Genomic DNA, 19,772 nt, shown 5'->3' on the forward strand with positions numbered 1-19,772 from the left:
CGGAGCTGTTGACGTGAACACTAGTGCACGACGCCGAGGCGGTGGCTGAGTTCTGCACAATTGTCGGCTGCTGGGTCAGTGCCATCCACACATCCGATCCAGAAGAGACGTGCGAACTCTGCGCTCGTGGGCGTAACGTCATTCCCGAGCAGGTGCATAACGCAGCTGTCGGAGAGGCGGGATCGCCATGGGAACACTGTGTTACACCGCAACCATCTCACTCGACGGTTTCGTCAACGACAGCGACGGCGATTTTCAGTGGTCGGAACCGAGTCCTGAAGTCTTCAGGTTCCCCGTCGAGCGCATGGCAGCAGTCTCAACCGAGGTCTTGGGACGGCGCACGTACGAGCTGATGAAGTACTGGGAGCAGGACCCGTCAGACGGCTCCTGGGGTCCGGATGAGGAGGAATTCGCGAGGCGGTGGCAGGCTCTGCGCGTCGTCGTCGCGTCATCGACGCTGCGCGAAAGCGAGCTGACGCCGACTACAGCCCAACTCGTTCCTGAACTCAACTTGTCGGCGCTCAGGGAGATCGTTGCCGATGCACCGGGGGAGGTTGAGATCTTCGGCCCGACGACGGCGGCCGAAGCGATCCGAGCAGGAATGGTCGATCACTACAGATTCTTCATATTCCCGCAGACCCTGGGCGGAGGACTGAGAGCGCTTCCGCAGGGATTCCGCACCCCGCTGAGGTTGGCTGAGCACCGTCTGTTCTCGGATGGCACGATGTTCTTGCACTACGTTGCCCCGGAATCCTAGATCCGCCGAGCCTGCGCGGTGATGAACGGTGCGCTCGCTGGGCAGTGGTGGCCATGAAATCCATGGCAGGGGAGAGCGCCGAGCACGGTGGAGTTTCGCGTCTGCATCGTGGGTCCTCCCCGCGACGAACGAATCAGGAGAAAGATATCTTGAACGACACCACATGGAAAGCATGCCTCGACGACCCTGTGCCTGACGACGTGGCGCGGCTGCTCGCCTATGTTCCCGAGTGGTTCGGACAGCCCGACGCGAACGCCGAGTACATCGAGGCCGCAAGGCAGAAGGAGACGTGGACGGTGCGCGATTCCAGCAGTGCCGTCGTCGGCGTCACACTGGTCGATCGGCATTTTCCGCACGTGGCAGAGATCCATCTGACCGTCGTCGACCGCGCGGTTCACGGTACCGGTGTGGGCACCGCCATGATCGAGGCGCTTGAGGCAGACGCCTGGACCCGCGGCGTCAGTCTGCTGGAGGTGAAGACTCTCGGCGCGTCACACCCGGCCCCCGGCTACGCCCGCACACGTCACTTCTACCAGCGCCTCGGCTTCCTCCCACTGGAGGAGACGGACTTCTGGGGTGCGGGCACACCGTGCCTCATCATGGTCAAACCGCTGACCGCGGAACCGGCCTCAGGCGCTCTTTGAGGACTTCGACGAAGACTTCGACTTCGAAGACGACGACTTCTTGCTCTTCGACGTCTTCTTAGACGACGATCCTGACTTCGATCCGGAGCCCGATTTCCCGCTCGACGACGAGGCCTTCTTCCCCGAGCCTGACGACTTCCCACCAGACGACTCCCCGCCAGACGACGAACTCTTCTTCGTCCGGCTGCGCTTGCGATCCAGCGAGGACTTCAGCGCTTCCATGAGGTCGACGACATCGGCGTCATCAGCGTCATCGGACGCCTCCTCCGGCTGCTCACCGAAGGTCGCCTCGGTGTCGAGCGTGTCACCGGCTTCGAGCTTGGCGTCGATGAGCTTGCGCAACTCGACCTGGTAGTCGTCCTCGAACTCCTCGGGGGTGAAGTCCGAGGCGAACTGCTCGACCAGCGCACCGGCGAGCTCCTTCTCCTTGCTGCTGATCTTCGCCTTCGACTTCACACCCTTGAAGTCAACACTGCGCACCTCATCGGCCCACAGCATGCCCTGCAGCACGAGCACCTTCCCGCGCACCCGCAGCACACCCAGCCGGGTCTTCTGCCGCAGCGAATACGTCACCACCGCGGTCCGGTCGCTGTCCTCAAGTGCATGACGCAGCAGCAGATACGACTTCGGCGACTTCGCTGCAGGCTCCAGGTAGTACGTGCGGTCGAGCATGATCGGATCGATCTGATCGGCCGGCACGAACTGCACGACCTCGATCTCGTCATTCTCGCTCTCCGGCAGTGCCTCGAAGTCCTCATCAGTGACGATAACGGTATCGTCATCGGACTCGTAGGCCTTGTCGATCTCCTTGTACTCGACCTTCTCACCGCAGACCTCGCAGCGACGCTCATAGCGGATCCGCCCGCCATCGGCATCGTGGACCTGGTGGAAGGACACATCGTGATTCTCCGTGGCGCTGTACGCCTTGACGGGAACGTTCACGAGCCCGAAGGTGATGGCGCCGGTCCATATCGCTCGCATAGCATGAATTCTACGCAGAAAGGGACCACGATGGCGCCAGCTCGCAAGAAGTTCCAGGTCGGAGACCGCACGCTCACCGTCTCCAATCTCGATAAGGTCCTCTACCCGGAGACCGGCACCACGAAGGCCGATGTCATCCGCTACTACCTCTCGGTCGCCGACGTCCTCATCCCACAGGTCACCGGCCGTCCGGTTACCCGCAAGCGCTGGGTTGACGGGGTCGGCACCGCCGCCGAGGCGGGGGATGCCTTCTTCCGCAAGGACCTGGAGGACTCGGCCCCGGATTGGATCCCCACCGGCACGATCAAGCACAAGAGCGGCACCAACACCTATCCGCTGGCCGAGGAACCGGCCGTGCTCGCCTGGTTCGGCCAGGTCGCAGCCCTCGAGCTGCACACCCCGCAGTGGCGCTTCGGCCGCAACGGTCAGCCGCGCAACCCCGACCGCCTCGTCCTCGACCTCGACCCCGGCCCGGGCACCGACCTCACCGACTGCGCCACCGTCGCCACCTGGTGCAGGGAGATCCTCGAGGACATGGGGATGCCGACCTACCCGGTGACGTCCGGTTCGAAGGGCATCCACCTCTACGCCGCTCTCGACGGTCGGCACAACTCCGAGCAGATCTCCGACGTCGCCCACGAACTCGCCCGCGCACTCGAAGCCGACCACCCCGATGAGGTCGTCTCGACGATGAAGAAGTCCGACCGGACCGGCAAGGTCTTCCTCGACTGGAGTCAGAACAGCGCCTCGAAGACCACCGTGAGCCCCTACTCGCTGCGCGGCCGTCTGCGCCCTACCGTCGCCGCGCCGCGCACCTGGGGGGAACTGGGCGATCCAGAGCTTGCTCAGTTGGAGTTCGACGACGTCATCGCTCGCGTCGAAGAGGGGCTTGACCCAATTGCGAACCTCGGTGCTGACCGCCTGGAGACCTACCGGTCGATGCGCGACGCCGCCAAGACCAGCGAGCCGGTCCCCGCACACAAACCAGCCGACACCTCGGGAACGGATGACCTGAGCTTCGTCGTCCAGGAGCACCACGCTAGCAGCCTGCACTGGGACTTCCGGCTGGAGCACGCCGGAGTGCTCGTCAGTTGGGCGGTGCCCAAGGGCGTGCCGCTGAAGCACAACGTCAACCGGCTGGCCGTCCAGACTGAGGATCACCCGCTTGAATACGGCAGCTTTGAGGGCACGATCGCCAAGGGCGAGTACGGCGCCGGAGAGGTCTCCATCTGGGATGCCGGGACCTATGAGCGCGAGAAGTGGCGCGATGACAAGGAGATCATCGCCGTGCTGCACGGCCGCAAGGACGGCGGGCTCAAAGGTGTGCCGCGCCGGTTCGCGCTCATCCGCACGAAGGGGATGAACGGGAAGAACACGTGGCTGCTGCAGCTGATGAAGGACCAGCCCGGCGACGGGAACGGTCCCGCGCCCGAGGCGGGGGAGCGCGGTGAGAAGGGGTCTCCTTCTGCAGGTGGCCAGGACCCCGGCGACGTTCCTGCGCTCAGCGACATCCCCGCCCCGATGCTCGCCCGCACCGGCTCGGAGGCCGACATCCGCCTCGGGAAGGGTGACGGCGAGACGTGGGTCGCGGAGATGAAATGGGACGGCTATCGGATGCTCGCAGGCGTCGGCACCAGGGGAGTGGTGCTCGCCAGCCGCAACGGCAAGGACATGAGCACACAGTTCCCGCAGGCAGGTGAGCTCGCAGAGCTGCTGGAGGGCACCGGGATCCTCGACGGGGAGCTCGTGGCGCTCGACGCGGAAGGGCGACCGGACTTCAGTCTGCTGCAGGCGATGCTCAGCGGCGACGACGTGCCCGATGACGCCGAGCTGCGCTACATGGTCTTCGACATCCTCACCCACAACGGCCGCTCGCTCATCCGCGAGCCCTACCGGGAGCGTCGGAAGATCCTCACCGAGGTGCTCGACGAAGGCGAGTACGTCACCGTGCCGCCGGCGCACGAGGGGTCGCTGGAGGCGGCGATCAGGGCCAGCCGGGCGCTCGGGCTCGAAGGGGTCGTCGCCAAGCGCGCCGATTCGGTCTACCTGACCGGTCAGCGCGGCTCAGCGTGGATCAAGCTCAAGACGCAGCTGCATCAGGAGGTCATTGTCATCGGCGCCCGCGACGGGAAGGGTGCCAGGGCTGGTGGGATCGGTTCGCTGCTTGTCGCCGTGCCCGATGGTGACGGCGAGCTGCGCTACGCCGGCCGGGTCGGCACAGGATTCACCGACCGGCAGCTGGCTGAGATCGAGGCAAAACTGCGGAAACTTGAGCGCAAGACCCCGCCGGTCGACGATGTGCCGACCGAAGACCAGGCTGATGCATGGTGGGTGAGGCCGACGCTCGTCGCCGAGGTGACGCTGGCCGGGCGGACACGGCAGGGCCGGGTCCGGCAGGCCGCCTGGCGCGGCTGGCGCGATGACAAGGATCCTGACGAGGTGCGGTGGGAGGTGTGAGGCGTCGTGACGGAGCCGTGGGAAGTTGCAGTCTTCGCCGGTGTCGATCTCGCTGCCGAATCGGGCAGGACCGGATTCGCCCGACTGCAGCGCACACCTCAGAGCCGGGTCGTCGTGGAAGACGCCGGCTCCGGGCTCGATGATGAGGAGCTTATCGAGATGCTCAGTGGGGTCTCGAAGGCCGGCATTGATGTGCCCTTCGGCTGGCCGGCGGGGTTCGTTGAATTCCTCGCAGATCATGCACTGCAGCAGCACGCGGCGCCTATGGCAGCAGATGTGCGGTGGCGCCGGGGGATGGTGCTGCGTCGGACGGATCAGCTGGTGCACCAGTGGTGCGGTCTCACGCCCTTGAGCGTGGCCGCCGATCGGATTGCTTACCCGGCGCTGCGCTGGGCCGCAGTCGAGGCGCGCCTGTGCGATCGCGGCATGGATTGCCAGCGCGATGGCGCTGGGCGGGTGTGTGAGGTGTACCCGGCGGCAGCGTTGAAGGTGTGGCAGCTTCCGTTTCGCGGCTACAAGCGGGACGTGCGGTTGCGGGAGGATATCGTGGCGAGGCTGAACGGGCGGTGCGCAGTTGACTGGAACGGATACGATTCGGTCTGTGTGTCCTCGGATGACGCTCTCGATGCGGTCATCTCTGCTTTGGTGGCCGTCGAGGCGGCAGACGGGCGCACGCGCGTGCCGACAGCAGCGGAGCAGAAAGATGCCCTGACAGAGGGGTGGATCCACGTTCCGTTTGGCACGGTGGCCGTGTGAGTGGTGCATGTACGGCACCGCAGTGTCACGAGCGAGTTTCAGTCCCGGAGGGTTGGTCGATGGTGCCGTTGGGTACTCGTGCCTCTGGTTCCACGTCGCCGAACATTTTGCTACCGTGATGAACGTCACATGCGGATGGTGATACGTGCCTTCTGTTCTGAAGTATTAGTCAGGGTCTGCGGGACGGCGCGGCTCTGACTGGTCCTTGTCCACAGTTCCGTTTCGGCTATTCCTTCGCAGGTATGAGTGACCTAGTTTTGGTTTAACCCGAAGAGGAGTCGACAGGATGCGGTTCACAGGACGAGGCGTAGTGATGGGTGCGTCGCTGAGTGCGCTGGTGCTGGTTGCTAGTGGCTGCGCCGGGGCCCAGGAAGAGGAACCGACTCCCTCGTTTGCTTCATCCACCGCCGATGCAGAGCCGAGCCCTGAGCTCACCGAGCCTCCGTACGAGACAGAGTTGAACCTAACGCCGGATGAGAAGAAGGCGGCGGATGAGGCTTACGACGTGCTGGTGGAGTTCCTCGACGCCTACAACCGGGTAGCGGCAGACTCTGGATCCGATCCGGATCGCGCTCTTCAGTTCACGGATGGAGAACTCTACGAAAAACACTCGGCGGGATACGCCGAGATGGCTGAGAACGGTGAGAAGCAGGTCGGAGATATTGTGCACAGATCTCACCACCTCGATCGGGTGGAAATTTCCGAGGAGGCGACAGGCTCAATCCAATTCGAATCATGTGTGGACTACAGTCAGATCGATGTCGTAGATGCAAGCGGCAAGTCAGTAGCAGCGCCGGAGCTAGAGCCGATAGTCGTTTTTTATGAGTTTCAGAACTCTGGTTCCGCTTGGAAGCTGGATTCGGTCGAGTTTACGGACGAATCATGCGGCTAATAGCGCGTGCGGTGCCTGTCTACGTTCTGGCGGTTGTTTCGCTCCTTTTGACAGGCCTGGTCCCCATGCCCTTCTTAGCATCCCCGGGGCTCGCAGCCTCCTGTGAGTCGGAGCTTTTCCGCGAGAACATCCGGACAAAATGTAAAAATAGGAACGAGGGACCAAAACGCGAACGGACGCCACCGAAGAAGGACCGCGACGGTTCGGGCCGGGGCGGCGGCAACCGCAACGGCGACAATTCCGATCGTGATCGCCGGGACAACAACGCTGATTCCGGGCCTCGGGCCTGCCAGTTGCTTGAGGGCGACCCGGGGAGCCGGGCCAGGCAGTGTGAGCGCCGGCGGCCGCCGGCGCCGGATCGTGACAGCAACAGCCCGCCTGACACAGACTTCTATGTGGAGCCTCCACCGGATGTGACATGGGAAGACGTCGGGGAGACCTCGATCCCACCGTCTGACATCTTCGTCATGCCCGAAGGGTGGGGTGTGGTGAACAAGCCTGTAGCCGTATGGGCCGGCAACAATTCCTCGCGGACAGAGACGATGGAGCTCGCCGGATACACGGTCGAGATCCGGGTGACGCCAGCGCAATACAAATGGAACTTCGGTGACGGCAACACAACCACCACGACCTCAGCCGGCCGCAAGCCCAGATACGCACACGACGCCGATATCAGCCATTCCTACACGGAAAGCGGTGAGTACACGATCAATCTGACGACCAGTTACGTCGGTCAGTTCCGTGTCGACGGCGGAGCATGGGAGGACATCCCCGGTACCGCTGAGATCGCCTCGACACCGGTGCCAGTCGAGATCTACCGGTACGTGCGCTACCTCGTCGACGAGGACTGCACCAAGAACCCCGGCGGTCCAGACTGCCCATGAGAACGCCGTCGGTCACCGCCTCCAGCGTCGGTCCGCTGGGCGATCGTCATCGAACCTCAGATGTGAGTGCCCGCGTTGACGACACGTCCCGAGGAGTCACGCCAGAAGTAACGGCGCACGCCACACTCATCTGATCACAGCGGGTGGACCAGCTCGGCGCCGGTGTCGAGAACTTTCTCGGATCCGGGGTCAGGCGACCGTGCGCCCACCGAGCTGCCCGCCGGACTCATCGCGCAGCCGCGGTGTCACCTGCCGGTGCGGGCGGATGCCGGTCTTATCCGCGTAGAAGGCCCGGATCCGATCCATATCGGCGGCGACATCACCGGTCATCTCCAGGGTCGGGCCGAGCCCGGTCGTGTGCGTCGCCGAATCGACGTAGCCCAGGGTCACCGGCATGCCGGTCTCGCGAGCGATGCGGTAGAACCCAGACTTCCAGTGAGTGTGCCCGCTGCGAGTGCCGTCCGGGGTGATGACGAGCCCGAAGATCTCCCCAGCGCGGGCAGCCTCGACGACCTCAGCGACAACGCGGCTGGGATTGTCGCGGTCGACCGGGATGCCGCCGGTGGCGCGCATGAACGGCCCGCGCCAGGAGCGGAACAGGCTCTTCTTTCCCATCCAGCGCACATCGATGCCCAGCTTCCAGGCGATGCAGAGCATGAGTATGAAGTCCCAGTTCGAGGTGTGCGGTGCGCCGATGAGGATCGTCGGCTGAGTCGGTGCCGGCTGGGTGCGCAGCGTCCAGCGGCTGAAGCGCCAGAAGGCGCGGGCGGCGAGTCGTCGGAGCATAGCTCAACCGTAGAGCATTCCCGACCCCCGAAGCGCACCGGTCCATCCGGCGCGCAGCCAGGCACGCAACGTCGGTCACCGCTACCGAGGTGGTTCACACCATGCAGAACTCGTTGTCTTCGGGATCGTGCATGAGCAGCCAGTGGCCCGCCGGTTCGTGGAACTTGCCGGTGAACGCGACATCAGGCTCGACGAGACTCTTGGCATGGGCGTGCATCGACTCGACGTCCTTGGCCTCGCTGGAGCTGCGCGATTGATCTCGGCTGTTGCGCCTCAGCGCCGACGGCGCCGGCCGGTGCCGAAGATCCCGCGGGCGATCTCGCGGGCAGCGGTGCGGGTGAACTGCCGGAACTCGCGGGAATTCACCACCTGCTCGAGCATCGTCTGATCCTGTCTGCCCTGCTTGGTCGACCGGCTGCGGCTGGTTCTGCCCGACCCCGAGGTGTCCGGCAGCGGGATCCGGGCCTCACCTTGCTCTGGAACCGGTTCCGAACCCGAGGTGAGGGCCGAGTCTGGGGCGCCCTCCGCCTCGGCGGCGGCAGCACCGGCTTCGAGGCGCTGGGTGAGGATCTCGCGGGCTGATTCCCTGTCGATGCGCTCACCGTAGGTCGCCTTCAGGGGAGAATCGGTGACGAGCTGTTCCATCAGGGCCGGGTCGCTGGGACCCATCTTCGAGCGCGGGGCGAAGATCTTCGTCGCAGCGACCGGTGTCGGTGCCCCATCAGGATCCATGACGGTCACGATCGCCTCGCCGGTGCCCAGCGTGGTGAGCAGCTCACCGAGGTCGTAGTCGGTCGTCGGGAACGTCGAGACGGTCTCCTTGAGCGCCTTGGCCTCCTTGGGCGTGTGGGCGCGCAGCTGATGCTGGATGCGCGAACCGAGCTGGGCGAGCACCGCCTCGGGAACGTCGGTGGGCTGCTGGGTGACGAAGAAGACGCCCACACCCTTCGAACGGATGAGGCGCACCGTCTGGGCGACCGAGTCGAGGAACGCCTTCGACGCATCGGTGAACAGCAGGTGGGCTTCGTCGAAGAAGAACACGAGTTTCGGCTTCTCGGGGTCGCCGACCTCAGGCAGGGTCTCGAACAGTTCGGCGAGCAGCCACATGAGGAAGGTCGAGAATAAGGCAGGGCGGTTCTGCACGGCCGGCAGCTCGAGCATCGAGATCGTGCCGGCAGCGCCCTGGGTGCGCAGCAGGTCGGAGATGTCGTATTCGGGTTCGCCGAAGAACGCGTCGGCACCCTGGATCTCCAGGTTCGCGATCGCGCGCAGGATCACCCCAGCCGAGGCGGTGGAGACTCCGCCGATGTCCTTCAGGTCGGTCTTGCCCTCCGGGGAGGTGAGGAAGGACAGCACCGCCTTGAGGTCGGAGAGGTCGAGCAGTGCCAGGCCTGCGGAATCGGCGTAGTGGAAGATGAGGCCGAGGACGGATTCCTGGGTGTCGTTCAGGCCCAGGACCTTCGACAGCAGCAGCGGGCCGAAGGAGCTGACGCTCGCACGCATCGGGATGCCGGTGCCCTCTCCGCCGAGGGAGTAGAAGGTCACCGGAGAGGCTTCGGGCTGCCAGTCCTGGCCGTTGGCCTGAGTGCGGGCGGTGAGCTTCTCGGACGGCTCACCGGGGCTCGCCATGCCGGACAGGTCGCCTTTGAGGTCGGCTGCGAAGACGGGAACGCCGGCTGTTGACAGCGCCTCGGCAAGCACCTGCAGAGTGATGGTCTTGCCGGTGCCGGTGGCACCTGCGATGAGCCCGTGGCGGTTGAGCATCGCCAGCGGGATGCGCACGCGCACATCGGGGACGGGGGTGTCGCCGTCGAGGGCGGAGCCGAGGTCGATGGCGGGTTCGTCGAAGGTGTAGCCGGCGCGGATCGTCTCAAGGGCCTGCGTGTCGCTCATGAGGTCATTCAAGCACAGCAGGCGCGCGCAGCAGCGGCGATCGCTTCAGGGGCCGGTAGGAGCACACCATGCGGTTCTCTCTGCGTGGGCCGGGAGTCTGCGTTGGCTCTGGTTCTTGCCTGGTTGACTCTGGTTCTCAGCTGCAGACGGGTGATATCATGAGTGATATCAAACGGAGGTGATGCGTGATGGCTGCGATAGTGGTGCGAGGACTCGAGGAATCGGTCAAATCCGCCCTGGCTGCGCGGGCGCGGAAGCACGGGCGCTCGATGGAAGCTGAAGTGCGCGAGATTCTGACGCAGGCGGCCAGCAGACCGAATATCGGAATGGCACTGATGCATGCCGCTCGGGAAGCTGGAGGCGTTGATGAGCTTCCCGTTCCCAGCAGGGACGAGCGCGCACGCTCGGTGGACTTCGCGTGATCGTCTTAGACACGAACGTCATCTCGGAGCTGTTCCGTCCGCTGCCGAACCCGCGTGTGGTGGCGTGGCTCGAATCGCTGTCTGGTGAGGTTGCGATCACTGCGATCACGGCTGCCGAGCTGTTGGTCGGTGTTCGCCGTCTGCCCGGCGGCAGACGTCAGACGCAGCTTGCACAGGGTGTCGAAGCTGTCCTGGACCAATACCGGCGGCTCAATGCTGTGCTGCCCTTCGACGTCGCCGCTGCATCTCATTACGCAGAGCTCGTCGCCAATCGTAAAGCTTCGGGATCTCCCATCAGCATGGCTGACGCGGAGATCGCGGCGATCTGCCGCACTCATCTCGCAACGTGCGCAACGCGCAACGTCAAGGACTTCCAGGGAACTGGTGTCTCCACGATCAATCCGTGGGAAGCCTGAACAGCTCTCTCAGTCGGCGGTGGAAGGCTCGGCGGCCGTCGTGCCGGATGGGTGCGACGAGATCAGTCTGTCCGGCAGGCTGTCGAGCACTGGGGCATCATGGAGGCAGTCTGAGGGCACATGTGCGCCCGTCGACGATGACGATCAGGCTAGCGAGGAGACTGTTCTGTGGAGACTGGGACACATGCCCGAGAAGCGGGCCGCATCAGGTCGCCAAGGCGCGTCCTCGTGCTCCTGAATCCTCTGGCCGCTGACCGGCGCCCCGGGTGTGCGACCGCGCTCGCCGCAGCAGCGGCGGACCTCGAGCTGCTCGTGCCGACCGGTGCTGACGCCCAGCTCCAGTTCAATGCCGCGGCCGAGGCGGTTGAGACCGGTGTCGATGCGGTGGTCGTCTGCGGCGGTGACGGCACAGTGGCCGCCGGTTTCGCCCTGACTGCTGGCACCGGCATCCCGCTGGGCATCGTGCCGGCAGGCACCGGCAATGATTTCGCCCGCGCCGCCCGGATCGAACGCGGCGACCCGGTCGGCGGCCTGTCCCGGCTGCTCGATGGGCTGCGGGACGGTGCGCTGCGCAGCTGCACGGTAGATGCGCTGCACATGACGGTCACGACTCCGGACTCAGGCCAGTCGCACGTATGGGTAGCGAACTCCGCCAACATCGGCTTCGACGCGCTCGTCAGCGCACGCGCCAACACCTACCGACGGCTGCCCGTCACCGGACGCTACCTCGTGGCGCTCCTGCGCGAACTCCCAGCATTCCGCCCGGCACGATTCCGCATCTCGCGCGACGACCAGCCGCCGCAGAATCTGACGGCCACGCTCATCTGCGTGCAGAACGGGCCCTGGATCGGCGGCGGGATCCCACTGGCCCCCGCAGCCGATCGCAGGTCCGGCACCGCCGTCATGAGCACAGTCGACAGGATTCCCCGCCTCGTGCTGGCAGGCCTCTTCCCGCTCATCTATCTGCGCGCCCACCGACTGTTGGCACCGCTGCGGCAGCATCGGGTCGAACGCGTCCGGGTCACAGTCCCCAGCGGCGTGCCGGTCTACGCCGACGGCGAGGAGATCCTCGCTGGCACCCACCGCGGGGCCGAGGTGGCGATCGCAGTCATGCCCGGGGCCGTCCGCCTCATCCAGGCAGCACCTCGCCGTTGAGCCGGGCCGGCGAGAGAGTTCTGCCGCTCGCTCTTCGGCGAAGAACTCAGCGCCCGCCACGCGCGGGGCGTCAGGTCCATCCGTCGATGTGAGCCGCAGACCGTGGCATCGGGTGCCCGGCGGATGACATCGGGCGCCAGACAGACCGCCGACCTGTGGGGCATCATGGAGCTATGAGTGAGATCACAGTTGCACGCATCTATGACGACAACGCAGGCGGCTATCGCGTGCTGCTCGATCGGCTCTGGCCGCGCGGCATCAGCAAGGAGGACGCGGATCTGGATCTGTGGGCCAAGGACGTCGCCCCGAGTGATGATCTGCGCACGTGGTTCCACAACGGCGGAGACTACAGCGAATTCTCTGAGCGCTACCGCGCTGAGCTCAAGGACAACGAGGAATTCGACGACTTCGCCGCCACGCTGGCCGAGCAGAAGAACATCGTGCTGCTGACCGCGTCGAAGGACCCCGAGCACAGCCACCTGAGCGTGATGAAGAAGATCCTCTCCTCACGCGGCACGAAAAGCTGAGCTGCGGCTGCATCGCCGGGGCCGGCCGCCAGGCAGCCGGCAGTCGGGGCAGCACGCAGTTCAGCCGAAGAACTCCTGGCTCGCAACACTCGGGGCATCGGGGCCGATGACGTCGATGAGCACATCGGCATCCCGGTAGGAGGCGTGCCGGGTCCACCCGTCGATGCCGGCCAGTGCCGCATGGGCGCTTTCAGCGCTGCGGAAGCCAGCCGGGACCGGGTGCCGCCAGTGCGCGGCGAGCACCACCCCGCCCGGGCGCAGGCTCGCCGCTGCCGCGGTGAGGAATCCGTGGAATGACGCGTCGCTGAGGTAGTAGGCCAGTTCGCTGATCACAATGAGGTCGAAGCTGCCGGCCGGCCAGTCCTCGATCCCGGCGCAGCGCACCTCGACCGAGGCGCCGGCACCGCTGGCGCGCAGCCGCTGCCGGGCGGCATGGACGGCAGCAGGCACGACATCAGCGCAGATGAGCTCCTCACAGCGGCCAGCGAGCTGCTCGCTCAGCATCCCGATCGAGCAGCCGGGCTCGAAGACCCGGTCGAATCGCGGCTTCGGCAGCATCGCCATGATGAGCGCAGCGCGCCTGCGCTCATACCACCGCTGGCCGACCGACCACGGATCGTCGGCGTGCCGGTAGAGGTCATCGAAGCCGGCCGCTGGATGGACGAAGAGCACCTGCCTGTCCCGGCACATCCGCTCACGCACCCTCGCCGGCAGCACCACCGCCTCGGGCCCGGCGGCCCGATCCCGGTCGACCGCGACCCCGCAGTCGAGGCTGACCTGGGAGCGGAAGCAGGCGAGCGCGCCCGGCAGCACCGCGCGCATCCGCTCCGGCACATCGAGGCGCACCGCAGCTGCCGCGAGGTCACCGGGCAGGGCTGTCGGCGGTGTGTGCTGCCACAGCCACACCGGATACTCGACGACCGGGCAGGTCGGCCGCGTCGCGGCGGCGGCGAAGGCGGCCCGGCCGGTCGCATCGTGATCGGGGTGGCCGTCGGTGCGCAGGGGAGCGGCGATCCACGTGCCGGTCGGCAGCTCATCGAGCAGCTCAGCCAGCCGGCCGGCAAGCGTCTCCTCATGTTCGGCGACTGCGCCGTCGGGGATCGACAGGCGGGTGACCGGCGGGACGGGGCGGCCGGCGGCAGCGGCGACCACCTGCAGGGCCGCGGCGGTCTCACTCCGGCGCACGGCGGCGAGCTCGGCCGGATCGATGGCCTCCGGCGGGTGCGAACCCTCACCGTCGGTGACTGCGACCAGGCGGACCGGGATCCCGGCGTCAAGGGCTGCGGCGAGCAGCCCGCCGGCCCCGGCAATCTCGTCATCGGGGTGCGGGGCGGCGATGAGCAGCCCCGGCAGCGCCTCGGCTCCCGGCCAGGTGGGCAGGGCGGCGGCGAACGCGTCGAGGTCCGTGCCCGAGGCGGCAGGCGCCTGGGCGCCGGAGAAGGTGCGCTCGCCGGCAGACTCAGCGTCGGCTGCGGGATCGGTCGCGGGGGTGGGCTCAGTCATGGGCGCCGGTGAGTCCGATGAGCCGATCCCAGGCTGCAGTCGGAGCAGTGTCATCGCTGTGTTCGGTGATCTGGGCGGCGATGGCGGCCTCATCGGCTTCGGCGTGGGTCTGGCGGAGGTAGACGCTGAGGTCGGCCACGAGCTGCGCGTGCTCGCCGTCGCCGCACAGCGGCCCGGCACCCAGTGCCCGGCCGACGCGTTCGATGACATCGGCTGCCATCCGGTCGATGCGGGTGCGCACCGCCAGCGCGCGGGCCATCATGAGGCCCGAGGAGTTGCCGGGGTCGGCGTCGATGAACGCGGCAGTCGATGCCAGCAGCGACCAGCCGGCGGCAAGTTCGGCGGCGACCGCACCGGCCTGCGCGGCGATGAGCGGGGAGACACCGTCGCGCAGCGACTTGGCCAGCAGCGGTGCGGCCACAGCACGAGCGCCGCCGAACCAGCAGGCAGCGACCCCGACGCCGCCGTGCCAGAAGCCGGGCCGATCGAGATAGTCCCGGTGGCTGCCGAGCCGGCGGGCCGGCACCGTGTCGAACGCGACCCAGCCGGAGTCGCTGGCGGCCATCCCGACCGCCGGCCACGTGTCGGGCACCGCGCGCACACCGGCCTGGCGCAGGTCGACGGCGAAGAACCCGACCTGCCCGGATTCCTCCCGGGCGGTCACGAGCGCGTGGGTGCACATGCCGGCCCCTGAGCACCACGGTTTGGTGCCGGTCAGCGACCAGGCGCCGGCCGCCTCGGCGGCGGTGAGCTGCGGCTGCGGCGGCTCAGCCGCCCACACGCCCCAGTGGCTGCCCGGTTCGACGAGGTCGGGTGCGCGGAGGTCGGCGGTGATCGCCTGGGCATCCGCGTGGGCTTCGATGAACCGGGCGGTGACGAGGTCCGTGCGCGCCAGGCGCGCCAGCGTGGCGAACCGGGTGAGAGTGTCGCCGCTGGCGGGGTGGGGGAGTGCGTGGCCGGTGAGCTGGGCGGCGAGCCGGCCGCGGGTCTCGGTCATGAGATGAGCTCCTTGAGATCGTCGGACAGGCCGCCGGGCGAGCGGCCGTGGGTGCGGCGGGAGGTGGTGACGGGGATGTCGAGCGGCCAGCGCACATCGAGGCCGGCTGCCTCAGCGCGGATGACGAGGTCGACGTCCTCGTGCACGGCCAGCGCAGCGAATCCGCCGAGGGCATCGTAGGCGCGCGGGTGGAAGGACAGGTTGGCGCCGTGGACGTGGCGGTGGCCGGCTGGGGTGATGCCGGTGGCATACAGGGCCGACCAGCGGGTGCCCAGCGTGTCCTGGAGGTGCGGGTCTGCCGGGGGTTCGAGGCAGACGGTGCCGGCGATGAGCTCGGCGCCCTCGGCGCTGAGCTCGAGGAGGCGGCGGCACCACGAGGTGGGTACGGCGCTGTCGGCGTCGGTGGTGGCCAGCCAGGCGGCCTGTGGTGCGGTGGCGCGCAGGTGGGCGAATCCGGCGTGCCGTGCCGCGCCGACGCGGCCGAGGCGGACCGGCAGCACGTCGGCGCCGTGGGCGCGGGCGGTGGCCGCGGTGGCATCGGTGCAGGAGTCGGCGACGACGAGGACGCCGAGCCGGCAGCCGGCTGCGGCCGCCGAGGCGGTGAGGGCGTCGAGCGCGCGGGGCAGGAGGGCTTCCTCGTTGTGGGCGGGGATGACGACGTGCAGCTGCGTGGAGTCCGTCACCTGTCCATCCCTCCTGCCACAGTGCTCCCAGGAGCGGGCGGACCATTCCCAGGGCGTCAAGGAACCTTGTACTGTGATCCTACCTGCTCATTCCCATCACCGGCACCAGTGCGACCGCGGTGATGAAGAGCTGACCTGAGGAGACACCATGGGCAGACGACAGCACTACGCCGGGTTCTACGGACTCGCCCCAGCGCCGTGGGCGGACGAGCGGCCGAAGACGATCGTGGTGGGCAACTGCCAGGCGGAGTCGATGCGCATCCTGCTGGAGTCCAGCGGCTGGCTCACCACCATGCGGATCCCGCCGATCTTCGAATGGAGCGCCGAGGACACCGCCCGGGCGCGGGCGCTCATCGAGGGCATCGATGTGCTCGTCATCCAGCCGGTGCATGCCGACTACCGCGGCATGCCGTGCGGCACCGAGCAGCTCGAAGACCTCCTGCGGCCGCAGGCGGTGAGCGTGCGGATCCCCTCCCTGCGCTACAACGGCCTGCACCCGTATCACGCGATCGTGCGCGATCCGCAGGATTCGAGCCTCGACCCGCCGGTGGTGCCGTACTCGGATCTGCGCACCATCATCGCCGCTGCCGCCGGCTGCGACCCGGCCGATGCCGCCGACTGGCTGGCCGGCGCACCACCGCTGAGCCCGCAGGCGATCACGGCGGCTGCCGAGGAGTCGGTCTCCCAGCTGCGCCGCCGGCAGGCCGCCCACGGCACCGTGGTGATGGATGATGTGCTCGCCGCTGCCCCGCACTGGCCGACGATCAACCATCCCGACACCGCCACGCTCATGACCCTGGCCCAGCGCACCCTCGACCGTGCAGCTGCGGCCACCGGTGCCGAGGCGGGGCTCACCGTGGTGCATCCGGGCCGGGAGCTGCTCGGCGGGCTGGAGGCACCGGTGCTGATCGACGCGGCGACCGTGCTGGCAGCACAGCTGCGGCCAGGCGCACGGGCAGAGGTGTGGCAGTCCCGTGACTGGGATGCACCGGTCAGCGTAGCGCAGGTGGCGGCTGAGCAGATCGTGTTCTGCCGGCGGGCAGGATTCCTCGACGCGGCTCTCACCCGGTGCCGGGAGCGCATCGAGATCCTCGGCCTCGACGCCCTGCTGCCGTAGACCGGCCGCGTCACTCGGCGCCGGCTGCGCGTTCGGCACGGGCGAGATCGGCAGGTGTGTCGATGTCGATGAGCTCGGCCTCGGTGGCTGGGATGAGCGTGACATCGCGGCTGCGGTACAGCGTCCTGACCGGCAGGCCGGTTGTCGGACCCACACCGGCGAGGGCATCGCGCAGGGTCGCCTCGAACCAGGCCGCACACAGGAACTGCACCCGCCCGCGGGGGTCGACGGCAGCCGCCGGGGTCCCGGCGGTGGCAGCCGCGCGTAGCCGGTCCAGCAGCGCAACGGTCACTGACGGCATATCGCCGGCCAGCAGCAGGATGATCCTCTCACCTGCCGGCAGTGCGGCAAGAGCGCAGCTGATGCCGTGCAGCGGCCCGCCGAAGGCCGGCTCCTCGTCGACAAGGCGCAGGCGGGAGAGCATCCCGGCATCGATCCCGGCAGGCGAACCGCACACAACGACCTCTCCGACTCCGGCCGCCTCAACGGTGGTGAGGAGAGAGGCGATGACCGGACTCCCGGCGATCTCGATGCCCGGGGTGTGCCGGCCGCCGAAGCGGCTCGAACGCCCACCGGTGAGGATGATCGCCGCCGTGTCCATACCGTCAGCCTACGGGCGCGGCCCGTCCGGCGGCGACCACCGCCTCGGGCGCCGCCCGCTGGGCACACGGGAACGCCGGATGCCGGCCAGGTGACCGGGATCACCGGTGGGCTAGGCTGGAGGACATTGACCAACTGCAGATGAGGGCGCAGTGACGCTGCGTGGAGAGGAGATCCGATGGACGACCAGCACCACGAACAGCGAACCGGCAGCAGCACCCGGCCCGGCCGGCACAAGCCCGCAGTCACCTCCCGTCGACCGGATCTGGCCCATCAGCCCGATGACTCCTTCCTCACCGGCCGGCGCAAGGCCGCCCAGCGGTTCTTCCACGAGCTGACGTATCCGCACAACATCCACCCGGCGCTGGTGCCCGGCGTGTCGGTCGAGGACCAGCGCATCCGCTACCGGGTCGACAAGGTCATCCTCACCGTCGTCGGCGCGCTCATCGTCGGGTTCATCATCTGGGGCATCATCAACCCCGGACAGGTCACCCAGGTCTCGACCGCGGCACTGAACTGGACGATGCTCAACCTCGGCTGGATCTTCAACACCCTGGCGGTGGGCATGATCCTGTTCCTGCTCGTCATCGCATTCTCCACCTACGGGCGCATCCCGCTCGGACTCGACGGCGAGAAGCCGGAGTACTCGACCGCCTCGTGGGCGGCGATGCTGTTCGGCGCCGGCATCGGCATCGGCATCATCTTCTTCGGCCCCTACGAGCCGATGACGTATTACCTCTCACCGCGGCCCGGCGCCTATGACCCGGCCACCGTCGAGGCGATTAAGGGTGCGATGGCCCAGGCCGCCCTGCACTGGGGTGTGAGCGCCTGGGCGATCTATGCGATCGTCGGACTGGCCGTGGGCTACGTGTCCTACCGCCGCGGCCGGGTGCCGCTGATGTCTTCGATCCTCATGCCGCTCATCGGCGGCGATTCCCGCAGCGCGCCGGCCCGCATCATCGACGGCCTGGCGATCATCGCCACCCTCTTCGGCACCGCCGCCAGCCTCGGCATCGGCGCGCTGCAGATCGCCCGCGGCGTCGAGGTCGTCACCGGCTGGGGCCCGACCGGCAACCGGATGGCGCTCATCATCATCGTCGTGCTCACCATCGGCACGATCATCTCCGCTGTGGCCGGCATCGCCAAGGGCATCCGGCGGCTGTCGAACTTCAACATGTTCCTCGCCATCGGTCTGGCGCTGTTCTTCTTCGTCGTGGGACCGACGATCTTCCTCATCAACGTCATCCCCGGCATGATCGTGCAGTACTTCGACACGATGCCGCAGATGCTCTCAGCCTCGATGGCCGACAGCCCTGAGATGCAGGAGTTCCTGTCGTCGTGGACGACGTTCTACTGGGCATGGTGGGTCAGCTGGTCGCCGTTCGTCGGCGTGTTCACCGCCAAGATCTCCCGCGGGCGCACCATCCGCCAATTCATCCTCGGCGTGCTGCTCATCCCCTCGACGATCATCGTGCTGGCGTTCACGATCCTCGGCGGCACCGCGATCTGGCTGCAGCGCACCCACGGCTCCATCGCCGCCGATGGCACGGCAGAATCGCTGCCGGCACCGGAGGAGATCTTCTTCGTCGTCCTCGACCAGCTGCCCGGCGCGCAGATCATGGCCCCGATCGTCATCGTCATGCTCGCCGTGTTCTTCATCACCACCTCGGACTCGGCCTCCCTGGTCAACTCGCAGCTGTCCCAGGGCGGCAAACCCGAACCGAACAAGCTCATCACCGCGTTCTGGGCGGTCTGCATGGCAGGCATCGCCGTGGTCATGCTGCTCGTCGGCGGTGAGGACGCGCTCACCGGACTGCAGAACCTCATCACCGTCACCGCGCTGCCGTTCTCCGTGGTGCTCGTGCTCATGTGCGTGGCCCTGGTCAAGGAGCTGCGCAGCGACCCGCAGACGATCCGCAAGAGCTATGAGCGGTGGGCGCTGCAGAAGGCGATCCGGCGCGGCATCGACACCTACGGCGATGACTTCACCATCACCATCGAACCGACCGATCCGCGCAGCGAATACGCCACCGGCGCTGAGGTCGACTCCCATGCCGATGAGTACACCAACTGGTACGCCCGCACGGATGAGGACGGCAACCCGGTGCCCTACGACTACGCCACCGGCCGCTACCTCGACGGCAAGGACCACAACGGCGACCCCTACCCCGATGAGCTCGGTGACGGATCCGCACCCGACGCGGCAGGGACAGGGGAGGATCCCGCACCCGAGGCGGGGTCGAGTCCGGAGCGGACGCCGCTGCCGATGAGCACCGGCGCACCGGCGGCTGAGGGCGGCTGA

At 67.3% G+C, this 19,772-nt stretch carries 20 protein-coding genes; 12 read left to right on the plus strand and 8 right to left on the minus strand.

The window, feature by feature from the left end; translation table 11 throughout:
• The first annotated feature begins 187 nt into the window (after positions 1-187).
• Together H9634_RS10165 and H9634_RS10170 are read left to right on the plus strand one after the other, a co-directional pair.
• Positions 188-757 carry a dihydrofolate reductase family protein gene (locus H9634_RS10165; protein ID WP_191726545.1) on the plus strand — a complete coding sequence of 190 codons (570 nt, stop codon included), beginning with the start codon at positions 188-190 and terminating at the stop codon, positions 755-757.
• Between the two features lie 53 nt (positions 758-810).
• On the plus strand, positions 811-1,401 hold the full coding sequence (locus H9634_RS10170; RefSeq protein WP_225210816.1) for a GNAT family N-acetyltransferase: 591 nt from the start codon (positions 811-813) through the stop codon (positions 1,399-1,401).
• Here the strand turns inward: H9634_RS10170 and ku are convergent.
• Positions 1,387-2,382 (minus strand): non-homologous end joining protein Ku, encoded by a 996-nt coding sequence (gene ku, locus H9634_RS10175; protein WP_191726546.1) that lies wholly within the window; start codon positions 2,380-2,382, stop codon positions 1,387-1,389. The two genes, H9634_RS10170 and ku, sit on opposite strands and share 15 nt — an antisense overlap.
• 30 nt (positions 2,383-2,412) lie before the next feature.
• Between ku and H9634_RS10180 the strand changes: the two genes are divergently transcribed.
• The 4 genes from H9634_RS10180 (at position 2,413) to H9634_RS10195 (ending at position 7,371) form a co-directional block, all read left to right on the plus strand.
• Positions 2,413-4,839 carry an ATP-dependent DNA ligase gene (locus H9634_RS10180; protein ID WP_191726547.1) on the plus strand — a complete coding sequence of 809 codons (2,427 nt, stop codon included), beginning with the start codon at positions 2,413-2,415 and terminating at the stop codon, positions 4,837-4,839.
• A 6-nt stretch (positions 4,840-4,845) separates the two neighbouring features.
• The gene (locus tag H9634_RS10185; protein ID WP_191726548.1) at positions 4,846-5,595 is read left to right on the plus strand and encodes a DUF429 domain-containing protein; all 750 of its coding nucleotides are present in this window, start codon (positions 4,846-4,848) and stop codon (positions 5,593-5,595) included.
• Positions 5,596-5,908: 313 nt separating this feature from the next.
• Positions 5,909-6,487, plus strand: a complete 579-nt coding sequence (locus tag H9634_RS10190; RefSeq protein ID WP_225210817.1) for a hypothetical protein — start codon at positions 5,909-5,911, stop codon at positions 6,485-6,487.
• A 413-nt stretch (positions 6,488-6,900) separates the two neighbouring features.
• Positions 6,901-7,371 carry a PKD domain-containing protein gene (locus tag H9634_RS10195; RefSeq protein WP_191726550.1) on the plus strand — a complete coding sequence of 157 codons (471 nt, stop codon included), beginning with the start codon at positions 6,901-6,903 and terminating at the stop codon, positions 7,369-7,371.
• Between the two features lie 189 nt (positions 7,372-7,560).
• Here H9634_RS10195 and H9634_RS10200 read toward each other — a convergent pair whose 3' ends face one another.
• The 3 genes from H9634_RS10200 to H9634_RS10205 form a co-directional block, all read right to left on the minus strand.
• Complete coding sequence (locus H9634_RS10200; RefSeq protein WP_191726551.1) at positions 7,561-8,157, minus strand: 1-acyl-sn-glycerol-3-phosphate acyltransferase; 597 nt, start codon at positions 8,155-8,157, stop codon at positions 7,561-7,563.
• Between the two features lie 94 nt (positions 8,158-8,251).
• Positions 8,252-8,374: a hypothetical protein gene (locus H9634_RS14760; RefSeq protein ID WP_263598807.1), complete on the minus strand. Its 123-nt coding sequence runs from the start codon at positions 8,372-8,374 to the stop codon at positions 8,252-8,254.
• 56 nt (positions 8,375-8,430) lie between these two features.
• A complete protein-coding gene (locus H9634_RS10205) occupies positions 8,431-10,050 on the minus strand; it encodes a helicase HerA-like domain-containing protein (RefSeq protein WP_191726552.1) in 1,620 nt (539 codons plus the stop codon).
• Between the two features lie 188 nt (positions 10,051-10,238).
• On the opposite strand from H9634_RS10205, the gene H9634_RS10210 reads away from it, so the two are divergent.
• From H9634_RS10210 to H9634_RS10225, 4 genes are all read left to right on the plus strand, one after another.
• The gene (locus tag H9634_RS10210; RefSeq protein ID WP_191726553.1) at positions 10,239-10,472 is read left to right on the plus strand and encodes a FitA-like ribbon-helix-helix domain-containing protein; all 234 of its coding nucleotides are present in this window, start codon (positions 10,239-10,241) and stop codon (positions 10,470-10,472) included.
• Positions 10,469-10,888, plus strand: coding sequence for a type II toxin-antitoxin system VapC family toxin (locus H9634_RS10215; protein WP_191726554.1), 420 nt, complete (start codon positions 10,469-10,471; stop codon positions 10,886-10,888). The genes H9634_RS10210 and H9634_RS10215 overlap by 4 nt, the downstream gene beginning before the upstream one ends.
• Before the next feature lie 228 nt (positions 10,889-11,116).
• Positions 11,117-12,043: a diacylglycerol/lipid kinase family protein gene (locus H9634_RS10220; RefSeq protein ID WP_191726555.1), complete on the plus strand. Its 927-nt coding sequence runs from the start codon at positions 11,117-11,119 to the stop codon at positions 12,041-12,043.
• A gap of 173 nt (positions 12,044-12,216) precedes the next feature.
• On the plus strand, positions 12,217-12,570 hold the full coding sequence (locus H9634_RS10225) for a DUF488 domain-containing protein (protein ID WP_191726556.1): 354 nt from the start codon (positions 12,217-12,219) through the stop codon (positions 12,568-12,570).
• A gap of 60 nt (positions 12,571-12,630) precedes the next feature.
• Here the strand turns inward: H9634_RS10225 and H9634_RS10230 are convergent, their stop codons facing one another.
• The 3 genes from H9634_RS10230 to H9634_RS10240 are packed head-to-tail and all read right to left on the minus strand — an operon-like array spanning position 12,631 to position 15,753.
• Positions 12,631-14,073 (minus strand): PIG-L family deacetylase, encoded by a 1,443-nt coding sequence (locus H9634_RS10230; protein ID WP_191726557.1) that lies wholly within the window; start codon positions 14,071-14,073, stop codon positions 12,631-12,633.
• Complete coding sequence (locus tag H9634_RS10235) at positions 14,066-15,070, minus strand: acyl-CoA dehydrogenase family protein (RefSeq protein WP_191726558.1); 1,005 nt, start codon at positions 15,068-15,070, stop codon at positions 14,066-14,068. The genes H9634_RS10230 and H9634_RS10235 overlap by 8 nt, the downstream gene beginning before the upstream one ends.
• A complete protein-coding gene (locus H9634_RS10240) occupies positions 15,067-15,753 on the minus strand; it encodes a glycosyltransferase (protein WP_191726559.1) in 687 nt (228 codons plus the stop codon). Before H9634_RS10240 ends, H9634_RS10235 begins: the two co-directional genes overlap by 4 nt.
• A 148-nt stretch (positions 15,754-15,901) precedes the next feature.
• On the opposite strand from H9634_RS10240, the gene H9634_RS10245 reads away from it, so the two are divergent.
• A complete protein-coding gene (locus H9634_RS10245) occupies positions 15,902-16,870 on the plus strand; it encodes a WcbI family polysaccharide biosynthesis putative acetyltransferase (RefSeq protein WP_191726560.1) in 969 nt (322 codons plus the stop codon).
• Positions 16,871-16,880: 10 nt separating this feature from the next.
• Here the strand turns inward: H9634_RS10245 and mobA are convergent, their stop codons facing one another.
• On the minus strand, positions 16,881-17,471 hold the full coding sequence (gene mobA, locus H9634_RS10250; protein ID WP_191726561.1) for a molybdenum cofactor guanylyltransferase: 591 nt from the start codon (positions 17,469-17,471) through the stop codon (positions 16,881-16,883).
• 177 nt (positions 17,472-17,648) lie between these two features.
• Here mobA and H9634_RS10255 point away from each other — a divergent pair, with 177 nt between their 5' ends.
• Complete coding sequence (locus tag H9634_RS10255; protein WP_191726562.1) at positions 17,649-19,772, plus strand: BCCT family transporter; 2,124 nt, start codon at positions 17,649-17,651, stop codon at positions 19,770-19,772.

Origin of the sequence: Brevibacterium gallinarum, assembly GCF_014836885.1 — a bacterium.
Taxonomy (GTDB): Bacteria; Actinomycetota; Actinomycetes; order Actinomycetales; family Brevibacteriaceae; genus Brevibacterium; species Brevibacterium gallinarum.

Excerpts from the sequence above, each read along its gene's own strand:
- H9634_RS10165 (WP_191726545.1), top strand. The coding sequence starts at position 188 with ATGGGAACACTGTGTTACACCGCAACCATCTCACTCGACGGTTTCGTC.
- H9634_RS10170 (WP_225210816.1), top strand. The coding sequence starts at position 811 with ATGAAATCCATGGCAGGGGAGAGCGCCGAGCACGGTGGAGTTTCGCGT.
- ku (WP_191726546.1), bottom strand. The coding sequence starts at position 2,382 with ATGCGAGCGATATGGACCGGCGCCATCACCTTCGGGCTCGTGAACGTT.
- H9634_RS10180 (WP_191726547.1), top strand. The coding sequence starts at position 2,413 with ATGGCGCCAGCTCGCAAGAAGTTCCAGGTCGGAGACCGCACGCTCACC.
- H9634_RS10190 (WP_225210817.1), top strand. The coding sequence starts at position 5,909 with ATGGGTGCGTCGCTGAGTGCGCTGGTGCTGGTTGCTAGTGGCTGCGCC.
- H9634_RS10200 (WP_191726551.1), bottom strand. The coding sequence starts at position 8,157 with ATGCTCCGACGACTCGCCGCCCGCGCCTTCTGGCGCTTCAGCCGCTGG.
- H9634_RS14760 (WP_263598807.1), bottom strand. The coding sequence starts at position 8,374 with ATGCACGCCCATGCCAAGAGTCTCGTCGAGCCTGATGTCGCGTTCACC.
- H9634_RS10205 (WP_191726552.1), bottom strand. The coding sequence starts at position 10,050 with ATGAGCGACACGCAGGCCCTTGAGACGATCCGCGCCGGCTACACCTTC.
- H9634_RS10210 (WP_191726553.1), top strand. The coding sequence starts at position 10,239 with ATGGCTGCGATAGTGGTGCGAGGACTCGAGGAATCGGTCAAATCCGCC.
- H9634_RS10225 (WP_191726556.1), top strand. The coding sequence starts at position 12,217 with ATGAGTGAGATCACAGTTGCACGCATCTATGACGACAACGCAGGCGGC.
- H9634_RS10230 (WP_191726557.1), bottom strand. The coding sequence starts at position 14,073 with ATGACTGAGCCCACCCCCGCGACCGATCCCGCAGCCGACGCTGAGTCT.
- H9634_RS10235 (WP_191726558.1), bottom strand. The coding sequence starts at position 15,070 with ATGACCGAGACCCGCGGCCGGCTCGCCGCCCAGCTCACCGGCCACGCA.
- H9634_RS10245 (WP_191726560.1), top strand. The coding sequence starts at position 15,902 with ATGGGCAGACGACAGCACTACGCCGGGTTCTACGGACTCGCCCCAGCG.
- mobA (WP_191726561.1), bottom strand. The coding sequence starts at position 17,471 with ATGGACACGGCGGCGATCATCCTCACCGGTGGGCGTTCGAGCCGCTTC.
- H9634_RS10255 (WP_191726562.1), top strand. The coding sequence starts at position 17,649 with ATGGACGACCAGCACCACGAACAGCGAACCGGCAGCAGCACCCGGCCC.